16 protein-coding genes are annotated in these 18,357 nt (G+C 61.6%); 8 read left to right on the forward strand and 8 right to left on the reverse strand.

The window, feature by feature from the left end; genetic code table 11:
* Positions 1 to 75: 75 nt before the first annotated feature.
* The gene (locus AAEZ05_RS00890) at positions 76 to 795 is read left to right on the forward strand and encodes a 16S rRNA (uracil(1498)-N(3))-methyltransferase (RefSeq protein ID WP_045059842.1); all 720 of its coding nucleotides are present in this window, start codon (positions 76 to 78) and stop codon (positions 793 to 795) included.
* 98 nt (positions 796 to 893) lie between these two features.
* Here AAEZ05_RS00890 and trhA read toward each other — a convergent pair whose 3' ends face one another.
* The 7 genes from trhA to pilG all read right to left on the reverse strand — a co-directional run bounded on the left by trhA (position 894) and on the right by pilG (position 11,560).
* The gene (gene trhA, locus AAEZ05_RS00895; protein ID WP_045059841.1) at positions 894 to 1,511 is read right to left on the reverse strand and encodes a PAQR family membrane homeostasis protein TrhA; all 618 of its coding nucleotides are present in this window, start codon (positions 1,509 to 1,511) and stop codon (positions 894 to 896) included.
* 177 nt (positions 1,512 to 1,688) lie between these two features.
* A complete protein-coding gene (locus AAEZ05_RS00900) occupies positions 1,689 to 2,144 on the reverse strand; it encodes a chemotaxis protein CheW (RefSeq protein ID WP_350646446.1) in 456 nt (151 codons plus the stop codon).
* Positions 2,137 to 8,028 (reverse strand): Hpt domain-containing protein, encoded by a 5,892-nt coding sequence (locus tag AAEZ05_RS00905; RefSeq protein ID WP_350646447.1) that lies wholly within the window; start codon positions 8,026 to 8,028, stop codon positions 2,137 to 2,139. The genes AAEZ05_RS00900 and AAEZ05_RS00905 overlap by 8 nt, the downstream gene beginning before the upstream one ends.
* Positions 8,029 to 8,065: 37 nt before the next feature.
* Entirely contained in the window at positions 8,066 to 10,126 is a 2,061-nt protein-coding gene (locus AAEZ05_RS00910; protein ID WP_502947567.1) for a methyl-accepting chemotaxis protein, read from the reverse strand.
* 62 nt (positions 10,127 to 10,188) lie between these two features.
* Positions 10,189 to 10,722 carry a chemotaxis protein CheW gene (locus AAEZ05_RS00915; protein ID WP_045059837.1) on the reverse strand — a complete coding sequence of 178 codons (534 nt, stop codon included), beginning with the start codon at positions 10,720 to 10,722 and terminating at the stop codon, positions 10,189 to 10,191.
* 10 nt (positions 10,723 to 10,732) lie between these two features.
* Positions 10,733 to 11,098 (reverse strand): twitching motility response regulator PilH, encoded by a 366-nt coding sequence (gene pilH / locus AAEZ05_RS00920; RefSeq protein WP_045059836.1) that lies wholly within the window; start codon positions 11,096 to 11,098, stop codon positions 10,733 to 10,735.
* Positions 11,099 to 11,155: 57 nt separating this feature from the next.
* A complete protein-coding gene (gene pilG, locus AAEZ05_RS00925) occupies positions 11,156 to 11,560 on the reverse strand; it encodes a twitching motility response regulator PilG (protein WP_045059835.1) in 405 nt (134 codons plus the stop codon).
* A 245-nt stretch (positions 11,561 to 11,805) separates the two neighbouring features.
* Between pilG and gshB the strand changes: the two genes are divergently transcribed.
* The 7 genes from gshB (at position 11,806) to AAEZ05_RS00960 (ending at position 17,782) form a co-directional block, all read left to right on the forward strand.
* Positions 11,806 to 12,762, forward strand: coding sequence for a glutathione synthase (gene gshB, locus AAEZ05_RS00930; RefSeq protein WP_045059834.1), 957 nt, complete (start codon positions 11,806 to 11,808; stop codon positions 12,760 to 12,762).
* 117 nt (positions 12,763 to 12,879) lie between these two features.
* On the forward strand, positions 12,880 to 13,779 hold the full coding sequence (locus tag AAEZ05_RS00935) for an energy transducer TonB (RefSeq protein WP_045059833.1): 900 nt from the start codon (positions 12,880 to 12,882) through the stop codon (positions 13,777 to 13,779).
* Positions 13,780 to 13,868: 89 nt separating this feature from the next.
* Complete coding sequence (locus AAEZ05_RS00940; protein ID WP_045059832.1) at positions 13,869 to 14,441, forward strand: YqgE/AlgH family protein; 573 nt, start codon at positions 13,869 to 13,871, stop codon at positions 14,439 to 14,441.
* Positions 14,441 to 14,878, forward strand: a complete 438-nt coding sequence (gene ruvX, locus AAEZ05_RS00945; protein WP_005792259.1) for a Holliday junction resolvase RuvX — start codon at positions 14,441 to 14,443, stop codon at positions 14,876 to 14,878. The genes AAEZ05_RS00940 and ruvX overlap by 1 nt, the downstream gene beginning before the upstream one ends.
* A 97-nt stretch (positions 14,879 to 14,975) precedes the next feature.
* Positions 14,976 to 15,482, forward strand: coding sequence for a bifunctional pyr operon transcriptional regulator/uracil phosphoribosyltransferase PyrR (gene pyrR, locus AAEZ05_RS00950; protein WP_045059831.1), 507 nt, complete (start codon positions 14,976 to 14,978; stop codon positions 15,480 to 15,482).
* Between the two features lie 27 nt (positions 15,483 to 15,509).
* Complete coding sequence (locus tag AAEZ05_RS00955; protein WP_007913665.1) at positions 15,510 to 16,514, forward strand: aspartate carbamoyltransferase catalytic subunit; 1,005 nt, start codon at positions 15,510 to 15,512, stop codon at positions 16,512 to 16,514.
* On the forward strand, positions 16,511 to 17,782 hold the full coding sequence (locus tag AAEZ05_RS00960) for a dihydroorotase (RefSeq protein ID WP_045059830.1): 1,272 nt from the start codon (positions 16,511 to 16,513) through the stop codon (positions 17,780 to 17,782). Before AAEZ05_RS00955 ends, AAEZ05_RS00960 begins: the two co-directional genes overlap by 4 nt.
* 91 nt (positions 17,783 to 17,873) lie before the next feature.
* Here AAEZ05_RS00960 and AAEZ05_RS00965 read toward each other — a convergent pair whose 3' ends face one another.
* Positions 17,874 to 18,293, reverse strand: coding sequence for an NINE protein (locus tag AAEZ05_RS00965; protein ID WP_045059829.1), 420 nt, complete (start codon positions 18,291 to 18,293; stop codon positions 17,874 to 17,876).
* Between the last annotated feature and the right edge of the window lie 64 nt (positions 18,294 to 18,357).

Below are 18,357 nucleotides of genomic sequence, written 5' to 3' on the forward strand. Positions count from 1 at the left end.
GACCGAATCGCGAGCAGGCTCGCTCCCACAGAAGGCACCACCTTTTATGATTCACTCCCTTTCCAGAGAACCCGCATGAGACTGTCCCGCTTCTTTATCGACGCCCCCCTGAGCACCGGTGAGCACGAGCTGCCCGAGGCCCAGGCGCACTACATCAGCCGCGTGCTGCGCATGGCCGAAGGTGATGCGTTGCAGCTGTTCGACGGCTCGGGACAAGAGTTCCGCGCCCGGCTGGTAGAGGTCGGCAAGAAGCGCGTGGTGGTGCAGATCGATGAGAGTTTCGCCGGGCAGGTCGAATCCCCCTTGCAGATCCACCTCGGCCAGGGTTTGTCCCGTGGCGAGCGTATGGACTGGGCGATCCAGAAAGCCACTGAACTGGGCGTGAGCGAGATCACCCCGATCTTCAGCGACCGTTGTGAAGTGCGCCTCAAGGACGAACGTGCCGACAAACGCCTGATGCACTGGCGCCAGGTGGCAATCAGTGCCTGTGAGCAATGCGGACGGTCGAGGGTCCCGGTGATTCATCCGCCGCAGTTATTGGCTGATTGGCTCAAGCAGACTGAAGCGCAGCTGAAGCTGGTGCTGCATCCGGTGGCCGAGCCGTTGCTGAGTCACGCCAAGCCCGCCACGCTGGCATTTCTGATCGGGCCAGAAGGCGGGCTGTCGGATGCCGAGGTTGATCAGGCCAAGGGCGCAGGCTTTCACGCGGCACGGCTTGGCCCGCGAGTGTTGCGGACTGAGACGGCGCCGGTTGTGGCGCTGGCGGTGGCTCAGCAGCTTTGGGGGGATTTCTAGATCAAAAGATCAAAAGATCAAAAGATCGCAGCCTGCGGCAGCTCCTACAGGGGATCATATTTCCCTGTAGGAGCTTCTGAGATCTGTTGATCCGTTGTTCAAAGCACGTAAAAGAAAATCGCCACAAAGTGCAGCAAGCTTCCCGCGATCACAAACAAATGCCAGATCCCATGCGCATGCCGCAGCCGGTGGTCCAGCGCAAAAAAGACGATCCCCACGGTGTACAACACCCCGCCCGATGCCAGCCAGGCAAACCCTGTCGAACCCAGCGCGGCTAACAATGGCTTGACCGCCACCAGCACGATCCAGCCCATCACCGCGTAAATCACGATAGACAGCACCCGCGCTTCCGACCGCGGTTTGATCTCCTGCAGGATGCCAATCAGCGCCAACCCCCAGACGATCCCGAACAAGGTCCAGCCCCAGGGACCGCGCAGCGTGACCAGGCAAAACGGCGTGTAGCTGCCGGCGATCAACAGATAGATCGAAAAGTGATCGACCTTCTGCATAATCGCTTTCTTGCGTCCCCGCACGCTGTGGTAAACGGTCGAGGCGCTGTACAGCACCAGCAAGGTGAAACCATAGATCGCCACACTGACGATTTTCCACGGACTGCCGTCCATACTGGCAATCACCAGCATCCATACCACGCCGACAAAGGCCGCCACCGCCCCCACCAGATGCGTCCAGGCGTTGAGTTTTTCCCCGTGATACATGTATTGCCTACCTCAAAACCCATTACGACAGTGCGCAAGGCTCCGGCTTGAAGCCTGAAAACGCAACGCTTCAGACCGCATCATTCGCATTAAAAATCCGCTGGCGGCATCACTACACATCGTTGCAGGAGCGTTCGGCGACATCCAGGAGCCTTCCCACAATGCTTCCAGGCCCCGTCAGACCAGCCCCGCCTCCACCAGCAAACCTTCCAGCGCCAGCAAGTCAGGGACCTTGGCCACTTGATCGCCCACTTGCACCGCGGCTTGCTCCAGCGCGCACAAGGGCACATCGACATAGCTCAACTGGCTGTCGAGCTTGCAGGACCGTGGAATGCCCTGCACCAACAGTGCGATGAACTTCAACTCCGGGCGCCCACCCAGGGCATTGAGGATCACGATCCGCACCCGCTCGCCCATGACGATTTTCTGACCACAGGCCGACTCGAAACTGAGCATTGGAATCTGCCGGTCCCGCCACCCTACCCGCCCCAGGTACCAGGGCGGCGTATCCAGGTCGAACGTGCCCGGCTGGTAGTCGATCAGTTCGGCGACCGCCACATTGGGCAGAATCAGGTGGCGATCGGCCAGGGGCAACAGCAGCCCGGTGAGGTTGCTGGTGCGGTGTTCAAGCATGGGGTTTGCTCCAGAAGGCGATGCTTTCGAGCAATACCGATTCCTGATACGGCTTGCCAAGGTAATCGTTGACGCCAATGGCCATGGCGCGGTCGCGGTGTTTCTGTCCGGTGCGCGAGGTGATCATGATGATCGGCAGATGCTGCGTACGCTCGTCCGCGCGCACTTGGGTGGCCACTTCGAAGCCATCCATGCGCGGCATTTCGATGTCCAGCAGCATCAGGTCGGGCAGGTGCTCTTCCAGCAGCAACATCGCGTCGACTCCATCCTTGGCGGTCAGTACGTTCATGCCGTGACGTTCCAGCAAACGACTGGTGACCTTGCGCACCGTGACCGAATCATCAACCACCAGCACCAGCAGGGGTTTGTGCGACTCTGGCTCGGCGTCTTGCATCAGGGCCTGACGCGGCAAGCGGGTCTGCATGGCGCGGATCGGCGCCAACAGGTCAAGAATGAGCACCACCCGGCCATCCCCCAGGATCGTTGCTCCGGACAAACCTTGCACGGCAGCGAACTGCGGGCCGAGGCTCTTGACCACGATCTCGCGAGTGCCGGCCATGGCGTCGACTTGCACGGCGATGTGGCGTTCGTTGCACTGCACCAGCAACACCGGCAGCGGCAGGTTTTGTCCCAGCAGCTTCGGGCGGCTGCTGGTTTTCAGCAGTTCGCCGAGGTAACACAACTCATAGTGCTGCCCGGCATATTTGTAGGTTGGCGGATCCAGGCGATAGTGGCCTTCAAGTTCATTGGGCAAGACACGAACGATGCCGTCGATGGTGTTGAGCGGGATCGCATACTGATCTTCCGCGCATTGCACCATCAGCGCCCGGTTGACCGACACGGTGAACGGCAGGCGGATGCGAAAATGCACGCCCTGCCCGGACACCGAGTCAATGCTCATGGTCCCGCCCAGCTGCCGCACCTCTTCGTGGACCACGTCCATACCCACGCCACGCCCGGAAATCTGGGTGATTTTTTCCGCCGTCGAAAATCCCGGTTGCAGGATAAATTGCAGCACATCGCGGTCGCTGATATCGCTGTCAGGCGCCAGCAGGCCACGCTTGATCGCCTTGCGGCGTACCGCGTCCAGGGGCACGCCGGCGCCGTCATCGCGGATATCGAAAATGATGTCCCCACCCTCGCGCGACAGGTCCAGGGTAATCTTTCCCTGAGCGGGTTTGCCCGCAGCGATGCGCACCTCGGAGGATTCCAGGCCGTGGTCCACGGCGTTGCGCAGCATGTGCTCCAACGGCGCGGCCATGCGCTCGAGGACGTTACGGTCCATCTCGCCTTCGGCGTTGCCGACGATGAATTGCACATCCTTGCCCAGTTCGCCGGAAACCTGACGGACGATGCGCTTGAGGCGCGGCAGCATCCGTTCGAACGGCACCATGCGTGTACGCATCAGGCCTTCCTGCAACTCGGTATTGATGCGCCCCTGTTGTTGCAGCAGGTTTTCGGCGTCCTGATTGCGCCGGTCGAGGGTTTCCTTGAGGTCAAGCAGGTCGGACGCGGACTCGAACAGCGCACGCGACAGCTGTTGCAGCTGCGAATGCCGGTCCATTTCCAGCGGATCGAATTCCTCGTACCCCAGACGTTCGGCTTCCACCTGCTGGCGGCTGAGGATCCGCCCCTGGGTTTCCGTATCGAGGCGCCGCAACTGGTCGCGCATGCGCTCAATGGTGGTTTCCATTTCGCTCAGGGCCACCCGTGCATCGCTGACCTGCTGTTCGATGCGCCCGCGGAAAATCGAGGTTTCACCGGCCAGGTTGACCAAATCATCCAGCAACTCTGCCGAGACCTTGACCATGTCGGCGCCGGCGTCAGGCTGCGGTGCAGGAGGTTCGGGCTTGATCACCGCAGGTGCCGTGACAGGATCTGCCGGCAACACTGGGTGACTGAAATTGCGGATCGAGTCGATCAACTGATCGGCAGGCGGCATGGGTTGACCGGCGCGCGCCGCGTCGAGCATTTGTGCCAGTCGGTCATGGCTGCTCTGCAACAGCGCGAACAAGGCCTGGGTCGGTTGCAGTAAGCCTGCCGACAAACCTTCATAGAGAAATTCCAGCTCGTGGGCCAGATCACCGATCGGTGTGATTTCGACCATCCGCGCGCCCCCCTTCAGGGTGTGCAGATCACGCAGCAGGTTTTCCACTTCCTGGCGATTCGCCGGGTCGGCCTGCCAGCGCACCAGCGCCGCCCCGGAGTTTTCGATGATGTCGAAACCTTCTTCCAGGAAGATCTCCAGTAGCTCCGGATCATGGCCTGGGTGATCGCTGACCGGCAGCGGTTCGGCCACTTCAGCGCTGCCGAGGTTGTTCTGGCGAAACTCGCGGATGGCCTCGATCAGCTCATCTGGCTCATCCAGGGGATGCTGGTCCTGCAACTGCTCAAGCAGCTGCCCGAGGCGATCATGGCTGCGCAGCAACAGCTGCGCCAAGGCATCGGTGTGCTGATAACGGCGATCCACCAGGCCTTCGTACAGCCCTTCCAATTCATGGGCCAGATCACCCACGGGTTCGACCTCGGCCATCCGCGCCCCGCCCTTGAGCGTGTGCAGGTCACGTTGCAACGACAGCAGCGGTGCGGCGTTATCCGGATCGCTCAACCAGCGTTGCAGGGCCTGGCCCGAGCTTTCGAGGATATCCACAGCCTCTTCCAGGAAGATCGACACGATAGCGTCGTCTGGTTCTGCCTGCGCCAGTTCGGCAGTGGCGCTGCCCAGCTCGCGAATGCTCAGGGCGCGGCTGCCGTCGCTGCGAATCAGGCCGGTGGCCGACGGGTCCAGGCTTTCATCCAGCAAATCGCGCAAGGCTCGCACCCGCGCCGGTTGCGGGCTGACTTCCTGGCCGGCTGCGAGCTCGTCGAGCATGTTGATCAGCGCTTCATGGGCACTTTGCGCTTCATGGAAAAACGCCGGGCTGACCGCCAGGCTGCTTTCCTCCACCGCACCGTACAGATCGAGCAAGGCTTCACACAGCTCATCCACCGGATGCAGATCAGCCAGGTGTGCGCCTTCACCCAAGGTCGTCAATTCGTCCAGCAGCGCGCTGAGTTCCTGGCGTTCACCGGGGTGTTGCTGCCAGCGTTGCAGCAAGCTCTCGGCGTCCAGCAGGATGTCCATGCCCTGGGCCAGAAAATTGTTGATCAATTGCGGGTCGCGCTTGATACGTGGCCGACTCTGGGGTGCGCTCAGCAGGGTTTGCAGGCGCATGGCCAGCAGTGCATGGGTTCGCTCGATCAGATGCTGCGCGCCCGTTATCTCGGCCAGCGGATCCGTCTTTAGCTGGCGCAGGCCTAGCCGGAACAGCCCTTCGGCCTCCAGTAACAGTTCCACTTCGTCCAGGTCCAGTGAGAGCAGGTGCGCCTTGTACTCGCGGGCAAGTTGATCCAGCGGCGCGGCCAGTTCGGCGATCGGCACCACGCCGGCCATTGAGGCGCTCCCCTTGAGCGTATGCAAGGCGCGCTGCAACTCGTCACTGGCCTGCAAGGGCACATGCTCGGCGGCCTGGTCGAGGAAGCGATTGACGCTGGCCAGATGGGTTTCGGCTTCGTTGCGGAAAATTTCCAGCAGCAGCGGATCGAGTGCCACGACGTCCTCTGCATCCTCATCCACCAACGGTTGCTCGCCCTTGGCCAAGGCATGCGCACGGGCCGCCACCTGGTCGACATCGTTGCGCTGGCGCTGGGCATTGCGGGCAAATTCCGCGACCAGCTCCGGCAACAGCTGCAGCACATCAGCCAGCAATTGCTGCACGCCAGGGCCCGGCTTCACGCTGTGTTCGAGCACTCGATTGAGCAGGTTTTCCACCGCCCACGCCAGCTCGCCCAGGATCAGCGCCCGAACCATCCGGCCGCTGCCTTTGAGGGTGTGGAAGGCCCGGCGCAGCTCACTCAGGGCCGAAGTGTTCTGCGGGTCGGCAGTCCAGCGGGGCAAGTACTCACGGAGGACTTGCAGTACTTCGTCAGTTTCTTCCAGGAACACTTCACGCAGTTCATCGTCCACCGGCTCTTCGCCCGCAGGCGGCGGTAGCAGGCTACCCGGGGTATGCAGCGCCGGGGGATTTACCGCAGACACAGGATTGGCGAGCACGTCCGCGAGGGTCTGCACCAACTCAGGAGCACCGTACGCCTGCAACTCCTGAATGAGATGCGCCTCAGTCGGCTCCGGCACTTGTTCGAGTTCCGGGGCATGCCGGGCGCGGGGGAAAAACCCCAGTGCGGCGAGGCCTTTCTCGGCGACGTCGAGCACCTGTTCCCCGGCTGCCTCGGGGTCGTCGCTGAGGCGCTCCAGGTAATATTCGATGCTGGTCACCACGTCGGCCAGGCTGTCGAGCTCCTGCCATCCCGGCTGGCCAGGATCCAGCAGCAGGTGTTCACGGATGAACTGGTTGCACGCTTCGACCAGGCTGGCAGCGCGACTCAACGGGATCATCGCCAGTGCGCCGCGGATCTGCGTCAACAAGGCAGGCAAGGGCTGCAGGTGCTGGCGGTCCCAGTCGGCGTCGATGTAGTCGACGATCATGTCCTTGGCCTGTTGCAGGCAGATGCGCGCTTCGCGGATGACGATCTGGTGAATCTGTGTCAGGTCGGTGGTCGGCAAGCGGCTGTCTTCCTGGCTTTCCGGTTCCAGGTTGCCGACCATGCCGGCCAGGTTCGCTTCGACGTAGAGCAAGGCGCCCGCGACGTCCATCAGGATGGCGTCCGTGGGCTCACGCTGGCCTTGGGCCAGGCTCAGGACCACCGCCAACTGATCGATGATCACCTTGCGCGGCTGGCCAAAACCCAGCACCGCCAGGGTGTCGGCGATTTGCCGCAGGGGCGACAGCAGGCTGTCGAGATCGGCAATGTGTTGGCGGTCACTGCGCACGAACAGGTCCAGGCGTTCCTTGACCCGCACCAGCTCTTCGCACAGCGCCACCAGCACCGAGCGCATCGCATCGCGGTCGGGACCGCCCAGGCGCGCGCGCTCGTCATCAACCATTGCGCTGTCAGGCAACGCGTCCTCTAGGGAGTAGCGATCTTTCATGGTCAGCATGCGCCCGGTGGGGTGTTCGGCCTTGGCAATATAGAACAGCAAACTCTTGAGCAGCTCTGGTGGTGCCGGTTGATTGATGCCGCGCATGCCTTCTTCGAGCAAGCGCTTGAGTTCCGTGTCAGCTTCCTTGAACAGGCTTCGCAGCGCCGGACTGTTGGCGATCGCACCGCCACGCATGCCTTCCACCAGCGCCGAGGCCACCTGCCACAACGGGCTGAGCGGCGCCTGACCGGAGATACTTTCGAGTCGCGCGAACACCTTTGCCAGGTAACCCAGGTGAGTGTCGTCAGCCTGTTCGCGCAGCAATCCAACGAGTGCCATCTGCAGCATTTGCCGCAACTTGCGCAACACATTGGCCAACTCTGGCGGCTCCAGCTGCGCCAGCGCTGCGTCGTCCAGCGGGGGCAAATCCGGCATTTGCGGGCTGAACAGGCTGGTTTCCGACAACAGCCCCTCGCCGCGGGCACTGCGCAAATCATTGATCAGGGGCAGCACCACCAGCGGCAAGTCCCGGCGCGCACCTTGCACCCGGTCGAGGTACACCGGCAACTGCGCCAGCGCCTGCAACAGCAGGTGGATCGCTTCTTCACGATGGCTCACACGGTTCTGCTGCAACGCCTGGGTCAGCTGTTCCATTTCTTCGGCCAGCAGTGCCGCGCCGTAGAATTCGACCATCTGCAAACTGCCGTGAACCTGGTGGATGCACGCCAGGCATTCAGCGAGCGCCAGGGGCGTCTGCTCTTCGTCCATCGCCATGCTCTCCAGATGGAGCGCCGCCTGCCTCAGCGTTTCGGCAATCTCGCCCTTGACCCACTCGAGGGCCACATAGTCGTGCCGATCACCCATAACCACTCCACTGGAAAAAACCTGCGCCTGCCACGCCCTATACTTTATCAGCAGCCTGCGCGCTCGCCGCGGGCAAGGTGAAACCGGACACCGAACGCCTCAGCTGGCTGGCCATCTTCGCCAGGTTACCGATGCTTTCGGCGGTTGCAGTGGAGCCGGAGGAGGTCTGCGAGGTGATCTGCTGGATCACGTTCATCGTCAGGGAGATCTGTCCGGCCGAGGACGTCTGCTGCTGGGCGGCATTGGAAATACTCTGGATCAGCGCCGCGAGCACTTTGGATACGCCTTCGATTTCCTCCAGCGCCACCCCGGCATCCTGCGCCAGACGTGCGCCACGCACCACTTCGGTGGTGGTCTGCTCCATGGAAATCACAGCTTCATTGGTGTCCGTCTGAATTGCCCGCACCAGGGTCTCTATCTGTCGGGTCGCAGCGGATGAGCGCTCGGCCAGGCGCTGCACCTCATCGGCTACCACGGCGAAACCGCGACCAGCGTCACCCGCCATCGAGGCCTGGATCGCAGCGTTGAGGGCCAGAATGTTGGTCTGATCGGCAATGTCGTCGATCAGGCTGACAATGTCGCCGATTTCCTGGGAAGACTCACCAAGGCGCTTGATTCGCTTGGCGGTATCCTGGATCTGCTCGCGAATGTTATCCATGCCGTGGATGGTGTTATGCACCACCTCGTTGCCCTTGTTGGCGATTTCCACCGACCGCTCAGCCACCGCCGAGGACTCGGCCGCGTTGGCCGACACCTGGTCAATGGATTGGGCCATGTCGTTGATGGCCGTGGAAGCTTCGGATATCTGCTGCGCCTGATGCTCGGAGGCTTGCGCCAGGTGCATGGCGGTGGCCTGGGTTTCCTGCACGGCGGCGGCGACCTGGCCGGCGGTCAGGTTGATGGTTGCCACCAGGTCGCGCAACTGGTCGACGGAATAATTGATAGAGTCGGCAATGGAGCCGGTGAAATCTTCCGTCACCGAGGCCGTCACCGTCAGGTCGCCGTCTGCCAGGTCTTCAATCTCGTCGAGCAGGCGCATGATCGCCGTCTGGTTGCGTTCGTTCTTTTCGGCCGTCTCACGCAGCTGCCGATTGGTTTCGCGCACCATCACCAGGCCGATCAGGATGATCGACGTCAGCGCCAGCAAGCCCAGGACATAGCCGCCGATGGTGTCGGTGTGACGACCGCCGGCAAGGTTTTCAAAACCATTGGCCAGGTGCGAGGCTTCGTCCAGCAGCGTTTGCGACAGGCCGAAGATGTTGGTTGCTGACTCCCGGACCTTTAACAGTTCAGGCGAGGTTTCGATAATTTCATCGACGGAACCCGAGACGAACTCGAACAGTTCGGAAATCTCGAGCAGGCGGGCCCGGGCATCGCGGTCCTCGACCTGGCTGACTTTCAGCGCCGGATCCCCTTGCAACATGCCCGTCAGGACCTGGCCGAAGCGTGCCGCGTCACGCCCGAAGACGTCGGCAGCCTGTTGCGAATTCTCGTCCCCGGACAACACGGTATTCACCGCCCCCAGGATTCGCTCGGCCAGCAAGGATTGCCGTTGAGCCATCGCGACCTGGGCGGCGGGAGCGCCCCGCTGCAGCAGAATCTCGACGACTTTTTCATACTCAACCTGCAGTTGCGGCACAGTCTCGGCCAGGGTCGCGGCGACCTGGTGCAGCGACAGTACGGTCTGTTCGCTGGTGAGGATGGCGTCGGTATTTTTCAGCAGGCGCTCCCAGTCCGTTTGCACTGCGCGCATTTCCGGGCGCACGGCGGACGGCGCAGGGGGAAGACCGGTAGAGGGGTCGCCTTGCTTCAGATAACTCCAGCGCCGGGCAAAATCATTGCGCGCATCACTGAGCAGCTTGAACGCGGCAGCCTTGCCGGCAGCGGCTTCCGTAGCATTCTTGGCGATACGCTGGGACAGCACGCGTAACTCGCCTGCGTGGCCGATGTACTGTTTATCGTACGTAGCCTGGGTGTTGAGGTACGCGAAATTGGCGAACAACAGCATGATGAAGATGATCAGCGCGATAAACAGCACGATGATCTGCGACCGGCTGCGCGACCCTTCCATTGGCTTGCCTGCTTTTGCTTTTATCATCGGTCCTCGCCTGTTAACTCACATCTACCTACCCACCACAGATCGCTTTGTGGGGTCTGCGTTTACAAAGCGACGTGCATGAACGCCCGCGACTGCGCCAGCGCAAACGGGCTGAACACCTGCCAATCCTGCTCGCGCTTAAACCGGCCCTTGATGAACGGCGCAATCGCCCCGCTCAAGTTATCCACCGGCTCCAGACTTCCCTGGGCAAAATGCTGCAGCCCGTAAACTTCGTCGACCATCAACCCGGCAAACACCTCGTTGTGCTCCACCACCAACACCCGACGCTGCTTGCGCACCGCCGACAGCTCCAGGGCGAAGAAGCCGCAGACATCCATGATCGGCAGCAAGCGACCCCGCAGGTTGGCCACGCCCTTGACCCAGGGTTTTACCCCGGGCAACTGGGTGAATCGCGGTTCGTGCAAGACTTCACTGATCTCGCCCATGGGAGCGACGTACCAGTGCTCGCCCAATCGAAATCCTATACCGCTCCAGCTGTCCTGGCGGGCCGGCTGGGAAGGCAGGTCTGCCGCCAGCAGACGGCAACGCTGATCGAGTTGCAGCAGCAGTTCGAAGGCAGTCAGCGATTCACTCATGGTCCGATGATCAGCCGGCAAGCACGTTGTTGAGGGTCTTGATCAGGGTGTCTTCGTCGACCGGCTTGGTCAGGTAATCCTTGGCGCCCTGGCGCGTACCCCAGACCTTGTCGGTGTCTTGATCCTTGGTGGTGATGATAATCACCGGGATGTGCCCGGTTTCCGGGTCCTTGGTCAACTGCCGGGTGGCTTGAAAACCATTGAGGCCGGGCATGACGATGTCCATCAGCACCGCGTCAGGTTTTTCCTGGCGGGCCAGGGCCACGCCGTCGGCGCCGTTTTCGGCTTTCAACACTTCGTGACCATACTTTTCCAGCATGCCCGTCAGTTTGTACATTTCGGTCGGCGAGTCGTCGACGATCAGAATTCGTGCCATGGTCTTCCCCATTCTTGTCGACGCCGGGCCCGTTGGCCGAGCGTCACTGTGCGTGTCCTACTGCGGCAAAACGGCGGCAAACCCTGGAACATGGGCCTGGATCGCGTTCAGCAATTCTTCCCTGCTGAAAGGCTTGGTCAAAAACTGATCGGAGCCGACGATGCGCCCCTTGGCCTTGTCGAACAGCCCGTCCCTGGACGACAGCATGATCACTGGCGTGGATTTGAACGCGCTGTTGTTCTTGATCAGGGCGCAGGTCTGATAACCATCCAGACGCGGCATCATGACGTCGACAAAGATGATGCCGGGATGGTTGTCGGCGATTTTCGCCAGCGCATCGAAACCATCGATGGCCGTGATGACCTCGCAACCTACATTTTTCAGCAACGTTTCGGCGGTGCGGCGAATCGTCTTCGAATCGTCGATCACCATGACCTTCAAGGCGCTGGAATGCTGATCCATATTTACTCTACCGTCGCCTTTGCGAATCAAATTGTCCGTTTTCGGATCTTCCAGGGCTCGAAACCCTTGATGTTCAAGGGCAAAGCCTTTTTAGCACAGTCTCCAAATCCAATCTATCGGGTGACTGGCACTGTGGTTTTCCCTTGACCGCAAACACGCCCGGCGCCAATCTGACGCCACTTTTATATAGCCCTGTGGCCCGCTTCCACAGGGGATCGACAAAGCCCAAATTCGAGGAAAAACCCATGAGCGTTCGCGTCGGGATTGTCATGGATCCCATTGCCGGCATTTCCTATAAAAAGGATAGCTCGCTGGCCATGCTGCTGGCCGCGCAAAAGCGCGGCTGGGAACTGTTCTACATGGAGCAGCGCGACCTGTATCAGGGCGAAGGCGAAGCCCGGGCGCGCATGCGTCCGCTGAAAGTCTTCGCCAACCCGGAAAAGTGGTTCGAACTGGAGGCCGAGACTGACGCGCTCCTGAGCGATCTGGACGTGATTCTGATGCGCAAGGATCCGCCCTTCGACATGGAGTTCGTCTACTCCACCTACCTGCTGGAGCAAGCCGAGCGCGCCGGCGTGCTGGTCGTCAACAAACCGCAGAGCCTGCGCGACTGCAATGAAAAGCTGTTCGCCACACTGTTTCCCCAGTGCACCCCGCCAACCGTGGTCAGCCGCCGCGCCGACGTGCTGCGTGAGTTCGCCGCCAAGCATGGCGACGTGATCCTCAAGCCGCTGGACGGCATGGGCGGCACCTCGATCTTCCGTCATCGCGCTGGCGACCCGAACCTGTCGGTCATTCTCGAGACCCTGACCGCGCTGGGCGCCCAGCAAATCATGGGCCAAGCCTACCTGCCGGCGATCAAGGACGGCGACAAGCGCATCCTGATGATCGACGGTGAGCCTGTGGATTACTGCCTGGCGCGGATTCCCGCCGCCGGTGAAACCCGCGGCAATCTCGCGGCTGGTGGTCGTGGCGAAGCCCGCCCATTGACCGACAAGGATCGCTGGATCGCCGCTCAGGTCGGCCCGACACTGCGCGAAAAAGGCCTGCTGTTCGTCGGCCTGGACGTGATTGGCGAGCACCTGACGGAAATCAACGTCACCAGCCCGACCTGCATCCGCGAGATCGATAATGCCTTTGGCACCGACATTGGTGGCCTGCTGATGGACGCCATCGAGAAGAAGTTGCAGAGCAAGCCATAAGCTGCAAGTGAGATTCGCTCAATGCAGCCTGTCGCTTGAAACTTCAAGCTTGAAGCTAAAAACCAACATTGCGTTATCATGCCGAGCCCTTAAAAACGCGATGTTGGTTTTTTCACCATGACACTTCCGTCCGATCTGCCTGCCGAACTCGCCCACCGCGGTGTGCGCCCGGCCGATCGCCTCGGATTTACCCTGTTTCTCGCAGCGTTAATTCATTTGGCGTTGCTGCTGGGCGTGGGCTTCACCATGGTCGAGCCCAAGCAGATCAGCAAAACCCTGGAAATCACCCTCGCCACTTTCAAAAGTGAAAAGAAGCCCGAGAAAGCCGATTTCCTCGCCCAGGAAAACCAGCAAGGCAGCGGCACCCTGGATAAAAAGGCGACCCCCAAGACCACCGAGGTCGCGCCCTTCCAGGACAACAAGGTCAAGAAAGTCACGCCGCCTCCTGCCGCTAAACCTGAAGTCCAGGAAGCGCCGCCCAAGGCCGCAGTGACCACGGTTGCGCCGAAACCGAAGAAAGCACCGGCAAAAACCGAAGCGCCCAAGATCGATGCCAAACCCAAGGTGGCCGCGCCGACGTTCGACAGTGAACAGCTGTCCAGTGACATCGCCAGCCTCGAAGCCGAACTGGCCAACGAACAACAGCTGTACGCCAAGCGCCCGCGTATACACCGCCTGAGCGCCGCCTCGACCATGCGCGACAAGGGTGCCTGGTACAAGGATGAATGGCGCAAGAAAGTCGAGCGCATCGGCAACCTGAACTACCCGGACGAAGCGCGACGCAAGCAAATCTATGGCAATTTGCGCCTGATGGTCTCGATCAACCGCGACGGCTCGCTGTATGAAGTGCTGGTACTGGAATCCTCCGGCCAGCCGCTGCTGGACCAGGCCGCCCAGCGCATCGTGCGGCTCGCGGCGCCGTTTGCGCCGTTTACCGGGGACCTGTCGGACATCGACCGCCTGGAAATCATCCGCACCTGGAAATTTGCCCGCGGCGACAGGTTGTCCAGTAATTAGATGTGGCACCTGTAGGAGCTGCCGAAGGCTGCGATCTTTTGACCGGCTTCAGCTTGTCAGTTTGCCCCTCCAACGCCACACTAGCGCTCATGAAAAACGTCAGCCCCAGTTACCTCAAGCATCATTTCCTGATCGCCATGCCGCACATGGCCGACCCGAACTTTGCCCACACCTTGACCTACATCGTCGAGCACACGGCCAATGGTGCCATGGGGCTGGTGGTCAACCGTCCGCAAGATCTGAATCTGGCTGATATCCTCGAGCAATTGCGCCCGGATATCGAACCACCGGCGCTATGCCAGCACGTACCGATCTTCATGGGCGGCCCGGTGCAGACCGATCGCGGTTTTGTCCTGCACCCCTCAGGCCAGACTTACCAGGCGACCGTTGATCTGGAAGGCGAGCTGTCGCTGTCCACGTCCCAGGACGTGCTGTTCGCGATTGCAGACGGCGTCGGTCCCGGGAAAAGCGTGATCACCCTCGGTTACGCCGGCTGGGAAGCCGGGCAACTGGAGTCGGAACTGGCTGACAACGCCTGGCTGACCTGCCCGTACAGCGCCGACATCCTGTTCAATACCAGCAGCGAACTGCGCCTGGAAGCGGCGGCCCGGCACCTGGGGATCAATCTCAGCCTGCTGACCAGCCAGGCGGGGCACGCCTGATGGCTCTGCGGTTGATTCTCGGCTTCGACTACGGCACCAAACAGATCGGCGTGGCGGTCGGCCAGGTGATTACCGGCCAGGCTCGCGAGCTGTGCACCCTGAAGGCGCAGAACGGCATACCCGACTGGAACCAGGTCGAAGCCCTGATCAAGGAATGGAAACCCGACGCTGTCGTGGTCGGCCTACCCCTGAACATGGACGGAACGCCCAGCGACATGTGCCTGCGCGCGGAAAAATTCGCCCGCCGCCTCAATGGCCGCTACAACCTGCCCTTCTATACCCACGATGAACGCCTGACCACCTTTGAGGCCAAGGGCGAGCGGCGGGATCGGGGCGGACAAAAGGGCAGCTACCGCGACAATCCGGTGGACGCCATCGCCGCCGCCCTGCTGCTGCAAGGCTGGCTCGACGAAAATACCGCACTGTTCGAATCCTGATCACACCCTATCCTGAAGAGCCGCCACGCGACTCTCTAAGCTGCAACCCGGGCCATTGCTCAAGCAGAATCTGGCCCGGGCCCAAGAAGGAGCAACCATGAGCCTGCCCAATCCCGCCGAACTGATCAGCCAGATGGCGATCCGTCTCAAGGCGCACCTGGAACATCGCGGCATCAGCGAGCCACGCTACATCGGCATTCGCACCGGCGGCGTCTGGGTCGCCCAGGCCTTGCTCGATGAACTGGGCAGCGACTCGCCACTCGGCACCCTGGACGTCTCCTTCTATCGCGACGACTTCAGCCAGAACGGCTTGCACCCGCAGGTCCGCCCTTCTGCCCTGCCGTTCGAGATCGAAGGCCAGCACCTGGTGCTGATCGACGACGTGCTGATGAGTGGCCGGACCATTCGCGCCGCGCTCAATGAGCTGTTCGACTACGGCCGCCCGGCCAGCGTGACGCTGGTCTGTCTGCTGGACCTCGACGCCGGTGAGCTGCCGATCCGCCCGAACGTAGTCGGCGCAACCCTGTCGCTGGCCGCCCATGAACGGGTGAAACTGTCCGGGCCATCGCCGCTCGTGCTGGAACTGCAAGATTTCGCCCTTTAATCCGCCCTATTGAGAGTCCCCCTCGCGATGACGCCTCTAGACACCAAGCGCCCGCTGCAGCTCAATGATCAGGGCCAGCTGCGCCACTTCCTCTCGCTCGACGGTTTGCGCCGCGAGCTGCTGACGGAAATCCTCGACACTGCCGACTCGTTCCTCGAAGTCGGCGCCCGGGCGGTGAAAAAAGTCCCGCTGCTGCGCGGCAAGACCGTGTGCAACGTGTTTTTCGAGAACTCTACCCGTACCCGCACCACCTTCGAACTGGCGGCCCAGCGCCTGTCGGCGGATGTCATCACCCTGAACGTGTCGACTTCCTCGGCGAGCAAGGGCGAAACGCTGCTCGACACCCTGCGCAACCTCGAAGCCATGGCCGCCGACATGTTCGTCGTGCGCCACGGTGACTCCGGCGCGGCGCACTTCATTGCCGAGCATGTCTGCCCGCAAGTGGCGATCATCAACGGCGGCGACGGCCGGCATGCGCACCCGACCCAGGGCATGCTCGACATGCTGACGATCCGTCGGCACAAGGGTGGTTTCGAAAACCTCTCGGTGGCCATTGTCGGCGACATCCTGCACTCGCGGGTCGCGCGCTCGAACATGCTGGCGCTCAAAACCCTCGGCTGCCCGGACATCCGCGTGATTGCGCCGAAGACCCTGCTGCCGATCGGCATCGAGCAATACGGCGTCAAGGTCTATACCGACATGACCGAAGGCCTGAAAGACGTCGACGTGGTGATCATGCTGCGCCTGCAGCGAGAACGCATGACTGGCGGCCTGCTGCCGAGCGAGGGCGAGTTCTACCGCCTGTTCGGCCTGACGACAGCACGCCTCGCCGGCGCCAAGCCCGATTGCATTGTCATGCACCCGGGACCGATCAATCGCGGGGTGGAAATCGAGTCCGCAGTGGCCGATGGTCCGCACTCGGTCATCCTCAATCAGGTGACCTACGGGATTGCCATTCGTATGGCCGTTTTGTCCATGGCCATGAGCGGACAAACCGCCCAGCGCCAATTCGAGCAGGAGAACGCCCAGTGAAGCTCAGCATTCTCGGCGCACGCGTCATCGACCCCGTCAGCGGGCGGGATCAAGTCACCGATATCCACATTGAAGCCTGCAAGATCGTCGCCCTCGGTGCCGCACCTGCCGGTTTCGTCGCAGTCGATACCATAGACGCCCAGGGCCTGGTGGCCGCTCCCGGCCTGGTCGACCTGAACGTTGCCCTGCGCGAGCCAGGCTATAGCCGCAAAGGCTCGATCATCAGCGAAACCCGCGCAGCGGCTGCGGGCGGCGTCACCAGCCTGTGCTGCCCACCGAAAACCAAACCGGTCCTGGACACCTCGGCCGTCGCCGAACTGATCCTCGACCGCGCCCGTGAGGCCGGCAACACCAAAGTCTTCCCGATCGGCGCCCTGAGCAAAGGCCTTGATGGCGAACAGCTTGCAGAGCTGGTCGCATTGCGCGATGCCGGTTGCGTGGCCTTCGGCAACGGTCTGGAGAGTTTCCGCAACACCCGCACCTTGTGCCGGGCACTGGAATATGCGGCAACGTTCGACCTGACGGTAATCTTCAACTCCCAGGATCATGACCTGGCTGAAGGCGGCCTGGCCCACGAAGGCCCGACCGCGAGCTTCCTAGGCTTGCCAGGCATTCCGGAAACCGCCGAAACCGTGGCCCTGGCCCGTGATCTGTTACTGGTCGAGCAAAGCGGCGTACGCGCGCACTTCAGCCAGCTCACCAGCGCCCGCGGCGTAGCCCTGATCGCCCAGGCCCAGGCCCGTGGTCTGCCGGTGACCGCCGATGTGGCCCTGTATCAGTTGATCCTGACGGATGAAGCGCTGATCGACTTCAGCAGCCTCTATCACGTCCAGCCGCCGCTGCGCACCCGCGCTGACCGCGACGGCCTGCGTGAGGCGGTGAAGTCTGGCGTGGTGTCGGCCATCTCCAGCCACCACCAGCCCCACGAGCGCGATGCCAAACTGGCGCCGTTCGGCGCGACCGAACCAGGCATCAGCAGCGTCGAGTTACTGCTGCCGCTGGCCATGACGTTGGTGGAGGATGGATTGCTCGACCTGCCGACACTGCTGGCGCGACTGAGCGCCGGGCCCGCCGAAGCGTTGCGCCTGCCGGCAGGCAAGCTGGCGGTGGGAGGTGCGGCGGATATCGTGCTGTTCGATCCGGCGGCTTCGACCGTAGCCGGTGAAAATTGGCTGTCCAAGGGCGAGAACTGCCCGTTCATTGGCCACAGCCTGCCGAGTGTGGTGCGGTACACCCTGGTGGATGGACGGATCAGCCACCAGGCCTGAAAACCAAAAGATCGCAGCCTGCGGCAGCTCCTAAAGGGAAACGCATATCCCTGTGCAGGAGCTGGCGAAGCCTGCGATCTTTTGATCTTGCTTAACGGCTCTGCGCGTTACGCACGGAAACCTGGTCATTCAACGTCCAGAAGTCATACAGCACCCCCAGGAAGAACAACCCACCCGTGACCAGGTACAGCAACCCGCTGATCCATTTCCCCTGGTACATGCGGTGTACACCGAACACTCCGAGGAAGGTCAGCAGAATCCACGCGACGTTGTATTCGATCGGCCCAGCGGTAAAGCGCAGGTCCGCCTCGCGATCCATGGCCGGGATCAGGAACACGTCGATCAGCCAGCCGATACCCAGCAAACCGAAGGTGAAGAACCAGATCGTCCCGGTCACCGGCTTGCCGTAATAAAAGCGGTGAGCACCGGTAAATCCGAGGATCCACAGCAGGTAGCCAATGAGCTTGCTATGGGTGTCCTGATGCGGAACAGGGTGCTGATAGGTATTCATGAATGACCTCGATTCAGACGATAGATAAATATTCTTTAATTCTTTGTGACTTTTTTACGCGTGG

The organism is Pseudomonas sp. HY13-MNA-CIBAN-0226 (assembly GCF_040310305.1).
GTDB classification, from domain to species: Bacteria; Pseudomonadota; Gammaproteobacteria; order Pseudomonadales; family Pseudomonadaceae; genus Aquipseudomonas; species Aquipseudomonas gregormendelii.

Coding starts and splice junctions, on each gene's coding strand:
- AAEZ05_RS00890 (WP_045059842.1), top strand. CDS start 76: ATGAGACTGTCCCGCTTCTTTATCGACGCCCCCCTGAGCACCGGTGAG.
- trhA (WP_045059841.1), bottom strand. CDS start 1,511: ATGTATCACGGGGAAAAACTCAACGCCTGGACGCATCTGGTGGGGGCG.
- AAEZ05_RS00900 (WP_350646446.1), bottom strand. CDS start 2,144: ATGCTTGAACACCGCACCAGCAACCTCACCGGGCTGCTGTTGCCCCTG.
- AAEZ05_RS00905 (WP_350646447.1), bottom strand. CDS start 8,028: ATGGGTGATCGGCACGACTATGTGGCCCTCGAGTGGGTCAAGGGCGAG.
- AAEZ05_RS00910 (WP_502947567.1), bottom strand. CDS start 10,126: ATGATAAAAGCAAAAGCAGGCAAGCCAATGGAAGGGTCGCGCAGCCGG.
- AAEZ05_RS00915 (WP_045059837.1), bottom strand. CDS start 10,722: ATGAGTGAATCGCTGACTGCCTTCGAACTGCTGCTGCAACTCGATCAG.
- pilH (WP_045059836.1), bottom strand. CDS start 11,098: ATGGCACGAATTCTGATCGTCGACGACTCGCCGACCGAAATGTACAAA.
- pilG (WP_045059835.1), bottom strand. CDS start 11,560: ATGGATCAGCATTCCAGCGCCTTGAAGGTCATGGTGATCGACGATTCG.
- gshB (WP_045059834.1), top strand. CDS start 11,806: ATGAGCGTTCGCGTCGGGATTGTCATGGATCCCATTGCCGGCATTTCC.
- AAEZ05_RS00935 (WP_045059833.1), top strand. CDS start 12,880: ATGACACTTCCGTCCGATCTGCCTGCCGAACTCGCCCACCGCGGTGTG.
- AAEZ05_RS00940 (WP_045059832.1), top strand. CDS start 13,869: ATGAAAAACGTCAGCCCCAGTTACCTCAAGCATCATTTCCTGATCGCC.
- ruvX (WP_005792259.1), top strand. CDS start 14,441: ATGGCTCTGCGGTTGATTCTCGGCTTCGACTACGGCACCAAACAGATC.
- pyrR (WP_045059831.1), top strand. CDS start 14,976: ATGAGCCTGCCCAATCCCGCCGAACTGATCAGCCAGATGGCGATCCGT.
- AAEZ05_RS00955 (WP_007913665.1), top strand. CDS start 15,510: ATGACGCCTCTAGACACCAAGCGCCCGCTGCAGCTCAATGATCAGGGC.
- AAEZ05_RS00965 (WP_045059829.1), bottom strand. CDS start 18,293: ATGAATACCTATCAGCACCCTGTTCCGCATCAGGACACCCATAGCAAG.